The 16,391-nt window shown below is 71.5% G+C and carries 17 protein-coding genes; 7 read left to right on the forward strand and 10 right to left on the reverse strand.

Annotated elements, in window-relative coordinates; translation table 11 throughout:
• The first annotated feature begins 173 nt into the window (after positions 1–173).
• Entirely contained in the window at positions 174–1,622 is a 1,449-nt protein-coding gene (locus tag T398_RS05000; protein ID WP_496445055.1) for a glycosyltransferase family 39 protein, read from the forward strand.
• 21 nt (positions 1,623–1,643) lie between these two features.
• Here the strand turns inward: T398_RS05000 and T398_RS05005 are convergent, their stop codons facing one another.
• Both T398_RS05005 and T398_RS05010 read right to left on the reverse strand, forming a co-directional pair.
• Complete coding sequence (locus tag T398_RS05005; protein WP_496445057.1) at positions 1,644–3,170, reverse strand: sensor histidine kinase; 1,527 nt, start codon at positions 3,168–3,170, stop codon at positions 1,644–1,646.
• 25 nt (positions 3,171–3,195) lie between these two features.
• On the reverse strand, positions 3,196–4,227 hold the full coding sequence (locus T398_RS05010; RefSeq protein WP_496445442.1) for an SIS domain-containing protein: 1,032 nt from the start codon (positions 4,225–4,227) through the stop codon (positions 3,196–3,198).
• A gap of 184 nt (positions 4,228–4,411) precedes the next feature.
• Here T398_RS05010 and T398_RS05015 point away from each other — a divergent pair, with 184 nt between their 5' ends.
• Complete coding sequence (locus T398_RS05015; protein WP_496445059.1) at positions 4,412–6,226, forward strand: tetratricopeptide repeat protein; 1,815 nt, start codon at positions 4,412–4,414, stop codon at positions 6,224–6,226.
• A 21-nt stretch (positions 6,227–6,247) separates the two neighbouring features.
• Here T398_RS05015 and T398_RS05020 read toward each other — a convergent pair whose 3' ends face one another.
• Positions 6,248–7,825 (reverse strand): MDR family MFS transporter, encoded by a 1,578-nt coding sequence (locus T398_RS05020; RefSeq protein ID WP_496445060.1) that lies wholly within the window; start codon positions 7,823–7,825, stop codon positions 6,248–6,250.
• 103 nt (positions 7,826–7,928) lie between these two features.
• Here T398_RS05020 and T398_RS05025 point away from each other — a divergent pair, with 103 nt between their 5' ends.
• Positions 7,929–8,519 carry a TetR/AcrR family transcriptional regulator gene (locus T398_RS05025; RefSeq protein WP_496445063.1) on the forward strand — a complete coding sequence of 197 codons (591 nt, stop codon included), beginning with the start codon at positions 7,929–7,931 and terminating at the stop codon, positions 8,517–8,519.
• 13 nt (positions 8,520–8,532) lie between these two features.
• Here the strand turns inward: T398_RS05025 and T398_RS05030 are convergent, their stop codons facing one another.
• Complete coding sequence (locus T398_RS05030; protein WP_496445065.1) at positions 8,533–9,036, reverse strand: GNAT family N-acetyltransferase; 504 nt, start codon at positions 9,034–9,036, stop codon at positions 8,533–8,535.
• Positions 9,033–9,254: a biotin/lipoyl-binding carrier protein gene (locus T398_RS05035; RefSeq protein ID WP_496445443.1), complete on the reverse strand. Its 222-nt coding sequence runs from the start codon at positions 9,252–9,254 to the stop codon at positions 9,033–9,035. Before T398_RS05035 ends, T398_RS05030 begins: the two co-directional genes overlap by 4 nt.
• A gap of 262 nt (positions 9,255–9,516) precedes the next feature.
• Here T398_RS05035 and T398_RS05040 point away from each other — a divergent pair, with 262 nt between their 5' ends.
• Complete coding sequence (locus T398_RS05040) at positions 9,517–9,591, forward strand: 50S ribosomal protein bL37 (RefSeq protein ID WP_372492465.1); 75 nt, start codon at positions 9,517–9,519, stop codon at positions 9,589–9,591.
• A gap of 90 nt (positions 9,592–9,681) precedes the next feature.
• On the opposite strand, the gene rsrA is transcribed toward T398_RS05040, so the two are convergent.
• The 5 genes from rsrA to T398_RS05065 all read right to left on the reverse strand — a co-directional run bounded on the left by rsrA (position 9,682) and on the right by T398_RS05065 (position 12,998).
• Positions 9,682–9,969, reverse strand: coding sequence for a mycothiol system anti-sigma-R factor (rsrA, locus tag T398_RS05045; RefSeq protein ID WP_025616801.1), 288 nt, complete (start codon positions 9,967–9,969; stop codon positions 9,682–9,684).
• Between the two features lies 1 nt (position 9,970).
• The gene (locus T398_RS05050) at positions 9,971–10,777 is read right to left on the reverse strand and encodes a sigma-70 family RNA polymerase sigma factor (RefSeq protein ID WP_496445067.1); all 807 of its coding nucleotides are present in this window, start codon (positions 10,775–10,777) and stop codon (positions 9,971–9,973) included.
• Positions 10,778–10,978: 201 nt separating this feature from the next.
• Positions 10,979–11,647: an alpha/beta hydrolase family protein gene (locus T398_RS05055; RefSeq protein WP_496445069.1), complete on the reverse strand. Its 669-nt coding sequence runs from the start codon at positions 11,645–11,647 to the stop codon at positions 10,979–10,981.
• A 52-nt stretch (positions 11,648–11,699) separates the two neighbouring features.
• Positions 11,700–12,089, reverse strand: a complete 390-nt coding sequence (locus T398_RS05060) for a WhiB family transcriptional regulator (RefSeq protein WP_496445071.1) — start codon at positions 12,087–12,089, stop codon at positions 11,700–11,702.
• A gap of 189 nt (positions 12,090–12,278) precedes the next feature.
• Positions 12,279–12,998, reverse strand: a complete 720-nt coding sequence (locus T398_RS05065) for an SOS response-associated peptidase (RefSeq protein WP_496445073.1) — start codon at positions 12,996–12,998, stop codon at positions 12,279–12,281.
• A 104-nt stretch (positions 12,999–13,102) separates the two neighbouring features.
• On the opposite strand from T398_RS05065, the gene aroA reads away from it, so the two are divergent.
• From aroA to hisN, 3 genes are read left to right on the forward strand one after another with little or no spacing between them, the layout of a single operon-like run.
• Positions 13,103–14,404, forward strand: a complete 1,302-nt coding sequence (gene aroA / locus T398_RS05070; RefSeq protein ID WP_496445075.1) for a 3-phosphoshikimate 1-carboxyvinyltransferase — start codon at positions 13,103–13,105, stop codon at positions 14,402–14,404.
• Complete coding sequence (gene rsgA / locus T398_RS05075; protein WP_496445077.1) at positions 14,374–15,498, forward strand: ribosome small subunit-dependent GTPase A; 1,125 nt, start codon at positions 14,374–14,376, stop codon at positions 15,496–15,498. Before aroA ends, rsgA begins: the two co-directional genes overlap by 31 nt.
• A gap of 25 nt (positions 15,499–15,523) precedes the next feature.
• Complete coding sequence (hisN, locus tag T398_RS05080) at positions 15,524–16,342, forward strand: histidinol-phosphatase (protein WP_496445079.1); 819 nt, start codon at positions 15,524–15,526, stop codon at positions 16,340–16,342.
• Positions 16,343–16,391 lie beyond the last annotated feature (49 nt).

Consider the following 16,391-nt stretch of genomic DNA (forward strand, 5'->3'; position numbering starts at 1 on the left):
CCGAAGTCGACGTGGCGACGGGCCACGAAGTAGCGAACAACGGCGGCAGCCATGACATTATGCTGCCACGACGTCACCGGAGCAGCCAAGGTTCGGGTGCGGCATCCCACATCACGGTCGGCGGTGTTCCGGTCCGGCCCCGGTCAGCCCGACGCTGTGCGAGGCTCAGCGGCATGGGCACGCGAACGGTGCCGCAGCTGCCGGTGTGGCTGCCGCCGGCGCTGCTGACGCTCGCGGTCACCCTCACCGACGTGGCCGGGGCACAGCTCTGGCGAGATGAGTTGGCGACGTGGAGCGCCGCCACCCGCCCGCTCGGCGACCTGGTCCGGCTCGCCGGCACGATCGATGCCGCTACCGGGCCGTACTACCTACTGATGCAGATCTGGGTGGCCGGAGCGGGCGATTCGGTGGCCGCCCTGCGGCTGCCGGCCGTACTCGCCATGACCGCCACCGCGGCCCTGACCGCACTCCTCGGCGCCCGGCTGTACGGCCGGTCGGCCGGACTGCTCGCCGGCCTCCTCTTCGCGGTTCTTCCCAGCACCTCCCGGTACGGGCAGGAGGCCCGCCCGTACGCGCTGGCCACCGCCCTCGCGGTCCTGGCGACGCTGCTGCTGGTCACTGCCGTGGACTCGCGGGCGACGGGACAACCGGCCCGCCGTCGGCTCCGCTGGGCCGGGTACGCCGCGGCGCTGGCCGCGCTCGGCCTGACCCACCTGGTCGCCCTCACCCTGCTCCCGGCCCACGCGGTGGTGGTGCTCGCCGCCCGGCGCCGGCACCCCGACCGACACCCCGTCGGGTCCTGGCTGCTGGCGCTCGTTCCCGTGGTGCTGTTGGTCGGTCCGCTGCTCTGGGTCGCCCACGGCCAGCACGCCCGCCAACTCGACTGGGTGGACCCGGCCCGCCCCGCCGATCTCGCCGCGTTGGCCGGCGGGGTGACGCAGAGCGGGGTGGTCGGCGGCCTGCTGGTCGGGCTCGCCGCACTCGGCGCCGCAGCGCTGGGACGGTCGGCGCTGCTGCCCGGGTTGGCCGTGCTCCTGCCGGTGTTGCTGGTCTTCGCGATCGGCGCGGTTGTCCCCCTCTGGGTACCCCGATACCTGGTCTTCGTGGTGCCGTTCGGCTGCCTGCTGGCCGGTGTCGCGCTGGCCCGGGTGCCGTTGCTACCGGCGCTGACCGTCGTGGCCCTGGCCGGGGCGCTCGGCCTGCCGGCCCAGGCGGCGCTACGGCGGACCCACGAGTGGCCCCGTTCGGCGCCGGTCGACTACGCCGGGGCGGCCCAGATCGTGGCGGCTGGGCAGCGCCCCACCGACGCGGTCGTCTACTCACCCCGGGAGGGCTGGCTCTTCCTCGACCTGGGCCTGGCCTATCACCTGGGCGACCACCGTCCCCAGGACGTGCTGCTCACCGCCAGCGCGGCCCGCCGGGGCGACCTGTGGGCGGCCGAGTGCGCCCGCCCGGCCCGGTGCCTGGCCGACGCGGACCGGGTCTGGCTGGTACTGGCCGGTCGGCACCACGACCCGCTGGCCGCCGTACCCGGCCCGAAGGGGATGGCGCTACGCGACGGGCGGATGGTCGAGCAGGTCTGGCACCCCCCTGGTCTGACCGTCGCCCTGGTACGCCGTTAGCCGGCGCCGAGCTCCCGGTGGTCACGGCCGGTTGAGGGGAAGGACGAGCAGCGCCTCGGTGCCTCCGCTGGCACTCGTCCGCAGTTCGATCGTGCCGCGCAGCTCCCCGGTGACCAGCGCCCGGACGATCTGCAGGCCGAGGCTGCCGCCGCGCTCAGCGTCGAAGCCCGGCGGCAGCCCACCACCGTTGTCGGCCACCGACACATGCAGGATCTTGCGAAACCGGTGCGTCGAGACCACCACCTCGGGGGAGAAGCCGGCGGCTCCTGACTGCTCACCAGCCTCGTCATCGGCGGGGAACCCGTGCTCGACGGCGTTCAGCAGGAGCTCGTTGAGGACCATCACCAGCGACGTGGCGAGTTCGGCGGTGAGCACGCCGAAGCTGCCCTGACGGCGCATTCGGACGGTCGACTCGGTCGCCGCCACCTCGGTCGCCGCGCTCGCCACCCGGTCCACGATCCCGTCGAACTCGACCACCTCATCGTTGGACATGGAGAGCGTCTCGTGTACCAGCGCGATCGAGGCGACCCGGCGGACCGACTCCTCCAGCGCGATCCGCGCCTCCGGCATGGCTACCCGGCGGGCCTGCAGCCGCAACAGGGCAGCGACCGTCTGGAGGTTGTTCTTCACCCGGTGATGGATCTCCCGAATGGTGGCGTCCTTGGTCATCAACGCCCGGTCCCGACGCCGGACCTCGGTGACATCGCGGACCAGCACCAGCGCGCCGATCGGCACTCCGGCGGGGATCAGCGGCAGCGCCCGGGTCAGCATGGTCGCCCCACGCGCGTTGATCTCACGGCGGGGCGGCGCCTCGCCGCGAAGCGCGGCAAGCGCCGCGTTGGCCGCGTCGGTCCCCTCCAACGGGTCGTCGGCGAGGCGCCGGTGCAGCGCCGCGAGGTCCTCCCCCACCAGGTCCGAGGCGTAGCCGACCCGCCGGTACGCCGACTGCGCGTTCGGGCTCGAATACGTCACCCTGCCACCCGCGTCCAGCCGGACCAACCCATCGCCGACGCGGGGAGCCGAGGTGGTCTCCCCCGGGTGCCGGGGCGGCGGGAAGGTGCCGTCGGCGAGCATCTGCGCCAGGTCGTCCGCCGTGGTCAGGTAGTTCAGCTCCAGCTGGCTGGGGGTCCGGGCGGTCGACAGGTTGGTGTCCCGACCGACGACGGCGATCACCTCGGCCTGCTCACCGTCGTCGGTCCGCAGCCGTACCGGGATCGCCTCGTGCCGCGCGGGCACGTCCCCGTACCAGACCGGATCGCCCTCCCGCCAGATCCGGCCTCGCCGGTAGGCGACCTCCAGGTGGTCCACCTCCGGCCCACCGGTGATGCGACCTACCTGATCATGCTGATAGGCGGTGGGCGCGGTGGTCGGTCGAACCTGGGCCACGCAGAGGAACGTTCCGTCCTCGCCCACCGGCACCCAGAGCAGCAGGTCGGCAAAGGACAGGTCAGAGAGCAGCTGCCAGTCGCCCGCGATCCGGTGCAGGTGGTCGATGTCGGCGGGACGCAGCTGGGTGTGCTCGTCGGCGAGGTCGCGCAGCGTGGACACGCCGCCCAGCCTGCCACGCCGGGGCTCACATCGTCGCGGTGACCTTCTTCAGGCCCCGGGGCGCGTCCGGGTCCTCGCCCCGGGCCAGCGCGAGCGACAGGGCCAGCCGCTGCAGCGGCAGGATGTCCAGCAGCGGCGCGTACCGCTCGTCAACCTCGGGAACGGCGATCCGCGTCGCGGTGGGCACCTCCGCCGAGCCGACCACCACCACATCGGCGCGGCGCTCGCCGAGCCGTGGCAGCACCTCCCCCATCGCCTGACCGCCGGGGCCGGACCCGACCACCGCGAGCACCGGCACGTCCGGATCGGTCATGGCGAGCGGACCGTGCAGCAGATCGGCACCGGAGAAGGCGAGCGTCGGTAGGTACGAGGTTTCCATCAGCTTCAGCGCGGCCTCGCGCGCGGTCGGGTACGCGTACCCCCGGCCGGTCGTGACCAGCTGCGCGGCGAAGCGGTAGCGGGGGGCGAGCTGGGCCGGCGTCGGATCGGCAAGGGTACGCGCGGCGAGTTCGGGCAGCGTGCTGAGGGCCGCCTGTTCGGCGGCCGGCAGCACGCCGTCACCGGCCCGGATGCCCTCCACCAGCATGAGCAGGGCGAGCAGCTCAGCCGTGTACGTCTTGGTGGCGGCCACGGCCCGTTCATGCCCGGCGGCGATGTCCACGCTCAGCTCCGCCGCCTGGGCGAGCGGCGAGTCGGGCGCATTGGTGACCGCGAGGGTGAGCGCGCCGGAGTTCCGGGCGGCCTGCAGCACCGCGGTGAGGTCCGGCGAGCCGCCGCTCTGGCTCACCCCGACCACGAGCGCGGCGGAGAGGTCCGGCCGGGCGCCGTACGCGGTGACGGAGCTGGGCGAGGCGAGCCCGGCGGGCAGACCCAACCGGATCTCGGTCAGGTAGGTGCCGTAAAGCGCGGCGTGGTCCGAGGTGCCGCGGGCGGTGAACACCACGTGCCGCGGTCGGTGCGCGGCGATGGCGGCGGCGACCCGGGCGATCGGCCCGGCGTGCTCGGCGGAGAGCAGGCGGGCGTACGTCGCCGGCTGCTCGTCAATGTCGGCGGCCATGCCGGCCCCTGGACGCGTCACAGAAACTCCTCCTGGTGCGCGATTCCCGCGCGCTGGTGTTCATTCTTGCACTTTTCGGCGCCGAAGCGCAACACAATGAACAACCACTCGCGACCATCCCAAAAATCCTCACTATCACCTACGCTGGCCGACCGGAGCGCATACCACCACGGCGGGAGAAAAGGTGTCCCCGGACAAGCGAGACCTGCCGGCGACGGAGGAACTGACCCTGGCCCGACTAGCCCTTACCGAGGGCGATCTGGCGCACGCCGCCGCCCACATCGCGGGGGCGCTGGCGCAGGCGCCGACCCTCCCCGAAGCCCACGAGTTGCTCGCCCGGCTCGCTGCCGTTTCCGGCGACGGACTCGACCTCTTTCCCCTGCACCAGAACGTCTTCGTCGGGACCGTCGTCGCCCGGGCCCACCTACTCGCCGCCGCCGGCCGGCCCGCCGAGGGGCTGGACCTGCTCATTGCGGCCACTGGCCACGCGCCGGCCGAGCGGTGGGCGGAGGTGCCCTGGGTGACCGCGCCCGACCTGGCCGAACGCCTCGGGCCCGAGCGCACCACCCAGATTCTCATGCAGATCTGCGCCGCGACCGCCGACCCGGTTCCCCGAGCCGGCCGAGCCGCCCTCGCTCCATACCTCACCCTGGCCCACAACGCGGTGACCGCCCACCACGGACACGCGCTGCTGTTCGGGGCCGCCTCCGCACTGGCCCGCCGGCTCGGCGAGGTAGCGCTCGCCGTCCAGTGGGCGTCCCAGGGGTTACGCACCACGCCGTCGAAGATCGGCGAGGTGTGGCTCGGGTACGCCCTGCGAAGCGCGGGGCGGATCCCAGACGCCCTCGCGGCGTTGGAACGTGCCGTTGCGCACGACCCGGACGACCTCGCCGTCTATGCCGACATCGCCGGCACCCTCGGCGACCACGGACGGCTGGACGAAGCCCTCGACTGGATCAACCGGGCACTCGCCCGGGACCCGACGTTTGACTGTGCGGTGCACACCGCCCAGCGGCTGCGCTTCCGGCGCGACGGCGATGTCGCCCACCTGGTCGCCCTGGCGGATTTCATCCGGGAGCACCCCGAGGATTCCCACGAGCACACCGACCTCGCCGAATCCTGCGCCGGCCAGCCCTGGCTCGGGCAGATCACGCCGGCGACCGGCCCCGCTGTTGACGCGCTCCGGGCCAACCATGCCGGCGGTCAGCGGGGAGCCACCATCCGGCTCGGGTCGCCGGTGCCGCCGAGCGCCCTACAGACCCTCACCCGGGCCGCGCCCGGCCTGCGCGTCCAGCTGACGCAGGGTCCGGGACCGGACCCGCGCGAGCCCCGACGAGCGGTGGACTGGCGCCTGTGGGGGCACGACGGCACACCCGCCATCGCCGCCCCCTCGCCGCTGGCCGCGGACCACCTCCGGCAGTTCGTGCATCCGGCGTGGCCCCACCCACCGGCGGCGTACGACGCCGGCGTGGCCCTGGCCACCCTGGACCTGACCGACCTGCTCGGTCTGCTGGCCCATCCGCCGGCCACCCCACCGACCACGCTGGGTCGGGTCCTCGACGAGCAGGACCCCTCCCTCTGGGTCCGCAGCGTTCAGGTATGGGCCTGCCTCGGGCTGCTGCACCACCGCACCGACGAGCCGTGGCCGACCTCCACCCGCCGGTCGGTCCTGCTGGACCTGGCCTGGGGCGTCGAGGACTGGGCCACCGAAGCCGCACTCTTCGCCCTGGTCACCGTCGCCTGGGTCGACCCGACGGTCCGCCCCGAGGTCGCCACGGTGGTCGCCGAACGACTCACCGATGCGGTTGAGGTGACACGAACCCGCCCGGTCCCGATCGCCCGGTCCCTGGCGCACCTGGCCCTGGCCACCCCGGACCTGGCCCCGGCGTCCCGAGCGCTGGCCCAGGCCTTGGCCGGTGGCCGGCCACCACCTCCAGCAGCGACCGGACGGCTTCGCCGCCTCTGGCGAGGCCTTACGACGATCTTCCGCCGCCGCTGACCTCGCCGGGCCGAGACCGGGCTAGCCGTGGGTGTCCGGGCGCTGGCGCTCCGCCTCGCCGGCCGACACCGGGATGTTCTCGGTACGCAGCGGAATCTCCTTGATGAGCCAGGCGAGCATCGGTACGACGACGGTGAACAGCAGAGCCCACAGGAACACGTGCGAGATCGCGTCGGCGAGGCCGCCGAGGACCAGTTCCCGGACCGCCTCCGGTAGCTCCCGAAGCTTCGCGAGGTCCATCGCCGCCCCGGCCTCACCGCCACCGAACATCCCGCCGGCGGAGGAGTTGGCCAACCGGCTGGCGAAGACGGCCCCGAAGAGCGAGATGCCGAACGAGCCGCCGATCGACCGGAAGAAGGTCGCCGCGCCACTGGCCGCGCCCAGATCCCGCTGTTCAACGCTGTTCTGCGCGATCAGCATCGTCGTCTGCATGAGAAAGCCCATGCCGGCGCCGAGCACGAGTAGGTAGAGCGAGGACTCCGCCACCTCGGTCTGCGCGTCGAGCCGCGTCAGCAGGACCATGCCAACACTCATCACCACACCGCCGATGATCGGGAAGGCCCGGTACCGACCGGTCCTGGTGATCGTCCGCCCCACCACCAACGAAACCACCAGCATGCCGAACATCAGCGGCAGCAGAAGCAGCCCGGATTCGGTGGCTGAGGCGCCCTGCACGGTCTGCTGGTAAAGCGGCAGAAAGCTCATCGCCCCGTACATCGCGAAGCCGAGCAGGAAGCCGATCACCGAGATCAGCGCGAAGTTGCGGTTCGCGAAGAGCGACAGCGGCAGGACCGGCTCAACGGCCCGCCGCTCGACGACCGCGAAGATGGCGAGCGAAGCCACCGCGAGAACCACCAGGCCAACGATCTGTGGCGAACGCCAGGCGTACTCGTTGCCGCCCCAGGTGGTGAGGAGCACGATCGCGGTGATCCCGACCGCGAGCAGTGCGGCACCGAGCCAGTCGATTCGGTGCTCGGTGCGGTGCCGGGGCAGACGCAGGGTGGCGACGAGCAGTACCAACGCAGCCCCGCCGAGGGGCAGGTTGACGTAGAAGGCCCAGCGCCAGGAGAGATGGTCGGTGATGAAGCCGCCGACCAGCGGGCCAGCAACCAGGGCGATCGCCATGATTCCGGCGATCATCCCTTGGTAGCGGCCCCGCTCGCGGGGCGGCACCAGATCGCCGATGATCGCCAACACACCGACCATCAGGCCACCCGCACCGAGGCCCTGCACCGCGCGGAAGACGATCAGCTCCATCATCCCGTCATCCGGCCCGCCGAGCAGGTCGGAGCCCGCCATTCCGCAGAGCGCGGACCCGACCAGGAAGATCACCACCGCGGTGAGGAAGATCGGCTTCCGGCCGAAGAGGTCACCGAGCTTGCCCCAGATCGGCGTGGAGACGGTGGTCCCGAGGACATAGGCGGTAACGACCCAGGTGAAGTGGTCGAGCCCGCCGAACTCACCCACGATCCTCGGCAGGGCGGTGCTGACGATCATGTTGTCCAACATCGCCAGCATCATGGCGATCATCAGGCTAAAGAGCACGATCCGAATATTCGGCCGCCTCAGTGCCGGGGCCGCCTGGGTTGCCTGGGTCATACGTCGTTCCCCTCGGGGTGGTGAGCTTACTTGCCGACCGGCTAGCCAGCTTACTAGCCGTACGGTAAGTTGGGGTGCCGACGACAGTCAAGCGGATCAGGTGATGACAGTGCGGGAGAGCACCGGCAGCACGCGGGAACGAATCAAGACCGTCGCCCTGGAGCTCTTCACCGAGCAGGGCTACGAGAAGACCTCGCTCCGCGAGATCGCCGAACGGCTCGACGTGACGAAGGCAGCGCTCTACTACCATTTCAAGAGCAAAGACGAGATCGTCAACAGCTTCGTCGAGGACCGCCTCGATCAGCTGGATGACCTCGTCGCCTGGGCCAAGGCGCAACCCCCCACGCTGACCACCCGACGGAACATCATCGGTCGGTACGCGGACACCATGTGCGCCGGGCAACACTCGTCGGTGATGCGCTTCTTCGAGCAGAACCAGACCGCGCTCCGGAGTCTCGCCGCCGGCCAGCGGATCCGGGAGCGGATGCTCCAGCTGGCCAACCTGCTCTGCGGCGACGACTCCTCCCCCGAGGCCCAACTCCGGGCCACCCTCGCGCTCTTCTCCGTACACAGCAGTTGGTTCGGGGTACGGGCCCCCGGCCTGACCGACCAGGAACGAAGGGGGGTCGCCCTGAGGGTGGCCGACGAACTCATCACCGCCATCGGCCCACCCACGACCGGCGACCCCCGCTAACCCAACCGCCAGCTCAGGCGGGAAGCGAGAGCCGCATTCCGCGCAGGAGCACACCGGCCACCGGCGACCAGTCCAGCTCCGGTGCCCGAATGAACCCCCGCCGCAGATAGAGCCGCTGCGCCGAGGCGGCGAGGCCATCCCGGATGCAGATCACCAGCGCGGAACAGCCCAACTCGGTCGCCCGCGCCACGCACGCCTCCACCAGAGCCGCGCCAACCCCCCGCCCCTGCGCTGCCGGGTCCACGGCGAGCATCCGGAACTCCGCCTCACCGGCTCCGGAGAGCTCGGCGAACCGAGTGCCGGGCAGCGCGAAGAGGACCGAGCCGAGCACGGCGTCGGTGCCGGCGTCCACGGCAACCAGCACCTCACCGTGCTCCACCCGAGCCGGGACATCGGCGAGCACAGCCGCGTACCCGTGCTCCCCCTTGAGCTGTCCGTCCGCCTCGTAGGCGGCGACTGTCAGCCGGGCGACCGCGGCATGGTCGGCCGGCTCGACGGGACGGACCAGGACACTCAACCGATCACCGCGATCAGGTCGCCGTCCTGCACCACGTCCCCCTCGTTGACCGCCAGCTCCCGCACGACGCCGTCGGACTCGCTGACGACCGGGATCTCCATCTTCATCGACTCCAGGATCACCAGCGTGTCCCCCTCGGACACGGTGTCCCCGGCCGACGCGACGACCTTCCAGACGTTCGCCACCATCTCGGCGCGGATCTCCTCGGCCATCTCCACAGCCCTTTCTCTCGCGACTGTCCTGCCGACGTATCCAATCATGAGCCGGGCCGGGGCGGGTGGCCACGCCAAGACCCGATCCACAGCCAGTTTCGCGCCAGGACGCCCGAGCACCCCGAGAAGCAGCGCGTACTGCCTCGCCACGGCGGCGCCGCGGGGCAGGCCCACCGGCCGACGGCAGCAGCACTAGGGTCGGACGCGTCCGGTTTCCCGTCGCGGCGGTCGTGCTGCCGCGGCGCCCACGAACCACGAGGAGGTCACCATGGCCAAGAGGGCCCGAAAGAAGAAAGCCCGTAAGAAGGGCGCGGCCAACCACGGCAAGCGCCCCAACTCCTGAACTGCCGCCACGACCAGGCCCAGCCGGCTCGGCCAGCGGGGACAACGGTGGCCCGGACCGAGGTCGGTCCGGGCCACCGCGGTGTCACGGTCAGTCAGCCAACTCGCGCGACTCGCTACTGCCGAAGACCACGAGTTCGGCGAGCTTGCTGCGGAGCCGCTCGCGAAGCTGGTCCGGAGCGGTCTCGTTACCGCAGCACCGGGCCACGAGCGCCTGAACCTCCTGCTCGATACCGTATTCGCGCAGGCACGGCCCGCACTCGTCGAGGTGGTGTCGGATCAGCTTCCGCCGCTCCTCGGCGCACTCCAGGTCCAGGTAGAGATAGACCTCCGCCAACACCTCACGGCAGTCCGTCTCGTGCGGCTCTCCACAGCTCACGTCACACCCCCCGGCCGGTCGAGCCCTTGGCCGACGACGCAGAGCTGAAGCCCCGCTCGGCCGCGTACTGCTCCAGCAGCTTGCGCAGATTACGACGACCGCGGTGCAGGCGGGACATCACCGTGCCGATCGGCGTACCCATAATCTCGGCAACCTCCTTGTAGGAGAAGCCCTCGACGTCGGTGAGGTAGACCGCCAGCCGGAACTCCTCGGGCAGTTGCTGGAGGGCCTGCTTGATGTCGCTGTCCGGCAACCGATCCAGCGCCTCCGTCTCCGCGGAGCGCAGCCCGCTGGAGGTGTGCGACTCGGCCTCGGCAAGCTGCCAGTCGGTGATCTCCTCGGTCGGCGCCTGAATCGGCTGCCGCTGCCGCCGCCGGTAGGAGTTGATGTAGGTATTGGTCAGGATCCGATACAGCCAGGCCTTCAGGTTGGTGCCCTGCTCGAACTGGTGAAAGGCCGCGTACGCCTTCAGATACGTCTCCTGGACCAGGTCCTCGGCGTCTGCCGGGTTGCGGGTCATCCGTAGGCCGGCTGCGTAGAGCTGGTCAACGAAGGGCATCGCATCCCGCTCGAAGCGGGCCCTGCGCTCGTCCGTCTTCTCGGTGGTCAACCGCACATCCCCTCGCGTCGGCTGTTTCCCCGCCGAGGATACGTGTACCCGCTCGCCGACAGATTCACTTCCGCCCAGGTGCCCGACCGAGACCTGGGCCACCGACGCCACCGCGGGCCAGCTCGACCCCTCCAGCACCCGGTGTAGCCGCCGCGTGTTCCGATCGTCCAGCTCCCGGGCCTGCGTCTCGACCGGCATCGGCCACCCCCTCGTCGGAAAAGTCGTCCGCGGGGTGTAACGCAAGTCGGCGGGGCGGGATTCCAGCCATCGACCCCCTTTCCTGGCCCCGGCCCGACCTCGGCGGGGACCGGAACTGGGACCAGGAAGGGCCCGGGAGGACCGGCGCCGCCGGGTTGGGCGGGCGGCGCCATCCAGAGCAACGAGAGTCTCCCACCGCGGTCACGCCTCATCGGTGCAGTCAGGCGGTGCGGCCCCACGCGACGACCGACCCGGAGGGCGGGTCCAGCCACCGGCTCGCAGCCAGTCGAGGACCACCGCCGCCGTGCCCAGCGGATCCCTGCGCAGCTCATGCCGCTCCCCCGGCCGGGTGATGACGCGCACCGTCGACACCGCGGCGACCGGTATTCCGAACGGATCCCGGTCGCCGTTCACCACCACCGTTGGCACGCTGGCCGGCAGTTCGGCGGCGCGCGACCGCTCCGGTCGGCCCGGTGGGTGCAACGGAAACGCCAGGGCCACCACGCCGGCTGCCCCCACCGCGTCGGCGGTACGGCAGGCCACCCGGGCGCCACTGGAGCGGCCGCCCACCACCAGCGGAACTTTGGGACACCGCGCCCGAAGCACGGACAACACCGCCGTCCAGGCCGCGTCGAGCTGCCGCGCGGGCGCGGGCGCGCGCCGGCCCGCGAGCCGGTAGGGCTGAGTCACCCGGGCAACGACCAGACCGGCGGCCAGCGCGGCGTCGCGCAGCGCGAGTAGGTCCGGCGCATCCACCCCGCCGCCCGCCCCATGACCGAGCACCAGCAGGGCGGACGGCGAACCGGCTGGCCGGTCGAGGTCCATCCCGGCCGGCCCGTGCGGGGTGTTGATCTCCTCGGTCGGCGACACACCACCATTCTGACCGTCGCGACCCTGCTCCGGACACGCGGCACACCGACCCTCAACTGCCGAGCGGCACCGGGGTCAGCCGCCGGCCCCGGACCAGCGGCCGGGCAGCGTCCGTGACCGCGGGCTGGCCGTCGCCGCGCCAGGCGACGAGCATGGCCCGGCGTTCGCGCGGGGTGGTGCCACCCCACACGCCGTAGCAGTCGCCGACCTCCAGCGCCCAGGCGAGACAAGCCCCCTGGACATCGCAGGTGTGACAGAGCGCGATAGCGGCGTCCGCCGGCTCGTTGGGCGCCGGAAAGAAAGTTTCCGGGTCAACGCTCTGGCACAGACCTCTGGTGCGCCATGCTTCGTCTCGCTGACGCTCGTGCAGCGCCCGCAACAGGCGCGTGTCACGTCGTGCCGCAGCAACCTCGTGTGGACGGGGCAGTCGTGCCCTGGTCATCCACCCACCTCCCCCGTGGGACCGGAAATCTAGGGCGCGCTTCGCCGCAGGCGAATCGATGCCCACCACCGGCGATCTGGTGTATCGCACTTTTTGAAGTCGATACAAGGGGTAGCGGGAAAAAGTTAAATTTACCAAGAGAGTTTTGCTCTTAAAACCGGCAAATCGCCTAGACCAAAGGCGGAGACATCAAAAAAGTGTCTCCCCTCCGAGCCCGCTGCCACGCCGGTGCGGCACCGACGCGGTGACCCGTTCGACGAGGCCCGGGCCATCATTACGGACATTGCCGACCGCCGGCCCAACCGGACGAATCTCCAGCCCGGCCAGCCACGCCAGCGACGGCGGGGCGAGCAGGTCCACCGGCCGGTCCGTGGGCCCCAGCCAGGCGCTCCACCGCTCGGTGGGCAACAACAGCGGCATCCGGTCATGCACGTCGACCAGGTCACCACGGGCGGGGGTGGTCACGATGCCGCAGGTGAGCAACGGACCGTCGGGTCCCCTCCACACCGACCAGATGCCGGCAAAGACAACCACCGAGCCATCCCGGGGAGTCAGGTAGTACGCCTGCCTGCCACCCGGGTGACGGACCCACTCGTACCAACCGTCCGCCGGCAGCAGACAACGGTGGCGGGCGAAGGCACCGGCGTACGCCCGACTGGTGGCCACCGTCTCAGCCCGAGCATTGATCATGCGGGCAGCGCCGGCCAGGGAGCGCGACCAGGCTGGGACGAAGCCCCAGCGCCCCAGGGCGAGTGACCGCTGGCCGGCCGCAGTGGCCCGAACCAACGGCGCCGGATCGGTGGGGGCGACGTTGTAGGCTGCGCTGAGCCGACCGTCCGTTTCGTCGTACGACTCGAACATCGCGCTCAGGTCCCCCGCGGACCGGGTCGTCGCGTATCTCCCGCACACACCGGACACGCTAGCGCCCCAACTGGTCGCCCGCCGTCCCGCGAACCGAGCCAACAACCGGGGGTAGCCGTCAGTAACGGTTCGCGAAGGCGCAGAATGTAACCGTGGGACATCTGACCGCTACCCGGCCGCTGCGGCCGTGGACCGCACCGACCGCCTCGGATCCGGTCACGACGGCGCTGCGCCTACCCGGCTCCAAGTCACTGACCGCGCGCGCCCTGGTGCTCAGCGGCCTGGCTACCGGCCCATCGACGCTCGCCCGGCCCCTACGGGCCCGGGACACCGAGTTGATGGCCAACGGGTTACGGGCGATGGGTGCGCACGTCTCGATCAGCGACGACGAACGCTGGCTGATCCGGCCGCACCCGCTGGCCGGACCGGCACACATCGATGTCGGCCTCGCCGGCACGGTGATGCGCTTCCTGCCCCCGGTGGGCGGCCTCGCCGACGGTCGAATCACCTTCGACGGCGACCCGCAGGCCCGCCAACGTCCGCTCGGACCACTCCTGGACGCGCTGCGCCACCTCGGCGTCCGGATCACCTCGCCGGCCTCCGGAAGTCTGCCGCTGACTGTGCTCGGCGCCGGAAGCATTCGCGGCGGTGAGGTCGTGATCGACGCCAGCGCCTCCAGTCAGCTCGTCTCCGGGCTGCTACTGGCGGCGCCCCGCTTCGACCGAGGGGTGGTCGTCCGACACGTCGGCCCACCGGTGCCCTCCGCGCCCCACCTGCGAATGACGGTGCAGATGCTGCGAGCCGCCGGTGCCGCCATCGACGACACCACCCCCGACGTCTGGACGGTCGAACCGGGCCCACTGACCGGGCGGGGCTGGGAGATCGAACCGGACCTCTCCGGCGCGGTCCCCTTCTTCGCCGCCGCGCTGGTCACCGGGGGAGAGGTCACCGTGACCGGCTGGCCGGGCGGCAGCGTCCAACCAGTCGAGCGGCTCCGCGGGCTGTTACAGGGGATGGGGGGCGAAGTGTCCCTCTCCACCGCCGGGCTGACCGTGCGGGGCACCGGCAGCGTGCACGGCCTGACTGCCGACCTCTCCGACGTGAGTGAACTGACCCCGGCGTTGACCGCGCTGGCGATGCTCGCCGACTCCCCCTCCCGGTTCACCGGGATCGCCCACATCCGGGGGCACGAGACCGATCGAATCTCGGCACTCGCCCGCGAGTTCACCGCGCTCGGCGCCGACCTCACCGAATCTCAGGACGGGCTGGAAATCCGACCCCGACCGCTACGCGGCGGAGTGTTCGAGACCTACCACGACCATCGAATGGCGCACGCCGCCGCGATCGCCGGGCTGGCGGTGCCCGGCATCGAGCTGAGCGACATCGCCTGCACCTCGAAGACGATGCCGGAATTCCCGACGCTATGGTCGGCGATGGTAGCCGGCAAGAGCTGAGGGGAGCTGTCCTGGCGACGAGGCGGCGGGAGTACGACGAGGACGACGTCCGGATTCGGCCCGGCAGATCCTCACGCCCGCGTACCCGAAAGCGTCCGCACCACGCGGACGCGGTCGAGGGGTTCGTCATCGCCGTGGACCGCGGCCGCTACACCTGCGTGCTGGCGAACGCCGACCCGAAGCAGACACCGGTGACCGCGATGCGGGCCCGGGAGCTGGGTCGCAAGTCCGTCGTGGTGGGCGACCGGGTCGGGCTGGTCGGCGACACGTCCGGAACGCCCGGGGCGCTGGCCCGGATCGTACGCATAGCCGGCCGCAGTTCGGTGCTGCGACGTACCGCCGAGGATGACGCGACCACCGCCGAAGGACGACTGGAACGGGTCGTCGTCGCCAACGCCGACCAGCTCGTGATCGTCAGCGCACTGGCCGATCCGCCGCCCCGGACCGGCTTCATCGACCGCTGCCTGGTGGCCGCGTACGACGCCGACATCGAACCGCTGCTCTGCCTCACCAAGGCCGACCTCGCCGGACCGGAGGAGGTGCTCGGGTACTACACCGAGTTGGCGCTGCCCTCCGTCCTGATCTGCCCCGAGGCGAACCTGGACGCGCTACGCGGCCTCCTGGCCGGACGGATCTCGGTGCTGGTGGGGCACTCCGGCGTCGGCAAGTCGACATTGGTCAACCGCCTGGTCCCCGCGGCCACCCGGGCAGTCGGCCAGGTCAGCGCGATCGGTCGGGGCCGGCACACGTCAACCAGTGTGGTGGCGCTCCGGCTGCCACCGGTCGCCGACGCCGCCGAGGGCTGGATCATCGACACGCCGGGAATCCGCAGCTTCGGGTTGGCCCACGTCTCCGCCGAGAGCCTCCTGCACGGCTTCCCCGACCTCGCCGAGGGGGCAGCCGACTGCCCGGCGAACTGCCCACACACCGCCGGTACGCCGCTCTGCGGGCTGGGCGCCCGGGTCGGGGCCGGCGAGGCCGACCCGCGCCGGCTGGCCTCGTACCGGCGGCTCCTCGCCTCGCGCACGGGCGAGAGCGAACCACGCACCAAGCCCAGTTCCCGAGACCCGAGAAGCCCGTCGGCGGAGAGTTGACCAGACCGGCACTACTGTTCCCTGGATGAAGGGTTACGCCGCCGACATCACCCTCGCCCATCGCCTCGCAGACGCCGCCGACGCGGTCTCCACCGCCCGGTTTCGCGCCGTGGACCTGCGGGTGGACACGAAGCCAGATCTCACCCCGGTCTCCGACGCCGACACCGCGGTCGAGCGGGAGATCCGGGCTCTGCTCGGCGCCGAGCGCCCCGACGACGGCCTCCTCGGTGAGGAGTACGGCGAGCAGTCCGCCGCCCGCCCAGGCGGGCGGCAGTGGGTGATCGACCCGATCGACGGAACGAAGAACTTCGTTCGCGGCGTACCGGTGTGGGCCACGCTCATCGCCCTACTCGAGGGGGACCAACCGGTCGCCGGCCTGGTCTCCGCGCCGGCCCTGGGGCGGCGCTGGTGGGGGGCGCTCGGCGAGGGGGCGTACGCGGGGCCGGACCAGGCGTCCGGCGCGCCGGTCCAGGTATCGGCGGTGGCCGAGCTGACCGATGCCAGTTTCTGCTACTCCTCACTCGACGGCTGGGAGGATCGCGGACGGCTGCCGGCGGTCCTCCAGATCATGCGGGACGCGTGGCGCAGCCGGGCGTACGGCGACTTCTACGGTTACATGCTGCTGGCCGAGGGCGCGCTGGACATCATGGTGGAGCCGGAGCTGTCGCTGTGGGACATCGCCGCGCTGGTACCGATCGTGACCGAGGCGGGCGGCACCATCACCGACCTGGCCGGCCAGCCCGCCCCGGGGGCCGCCGGCCCCGGCGGGATCAGCGCGGTCGCCACGAACGGTCCGCTGCACACCGGCGTCCTCGCCCGCCTGGGGCTAGCACCTGCGCGCTGATCTCAGTCAGCCCTCTATCCTCTCTGCTGTGGTTTCCTCCGGTTGGTGC

It is taken from the genome of Salinispora goodfellowii (assembly GCF_059570675.1).

Bases quoted from the DNA above. Each gene is read 5' to 3' on its own strand.
- T398_RS05000 (WP_496445055.1), top strand. From the start codon at position 174: ATGGGCACGCGAACGGTGCCGCAGCTGCCGGTGTGGCTGCCGCCGGCG.
- T398_RS05010 (WP_496445442.1), bottom strand. From the start codon at position 4,227: ATGGCCGCCGACATTGACGAGCAGCCGGCGACGTACGCCCGCCTGCTC.
- T398_RS05020 (WP_496445060.1), bottom strand. From the start codon at position 7,825: ATGACCCAGGCAACCCAGGCGGCCCCGGCACTGAGGCGGCCGAATATT.
- T398_RS05025 (WP_496445063.1), top strand. From the start codon at position 7,929: ATGACAGTGCGGGAGAGCACCGGCAGCACGCGGGAACGAATCAAGACC.
- T398_RS05050 (WP_496445067.1), bottom strand. From the start codon at position 10,777: ATGCCGGTCGAGACGCAGGCCCGGGAGCTGGACGATCGGAACACGCGG.
- T398_RS05060 (WP_496445071.1), bottom strand. From the start codon at position 12,089: ATGACCAGGGCACGACTGCCCCGTCCACACGAGGTTGCTGCGGCACGA.
- rsgA (WP_496445077.1), top strand. From the start codon at position 14,374: ATGGTCGGCGATGGTAGCCGGCAAGAGCTGAGGGGAGCTGTCCTGGCG.
- hisN (WP_496445079.1), top strand. From the start codon at position 15,524: ATGAAGGGTTACGCCGCCGACATCACCCTCGCCCATCGCCTCGCAGAC.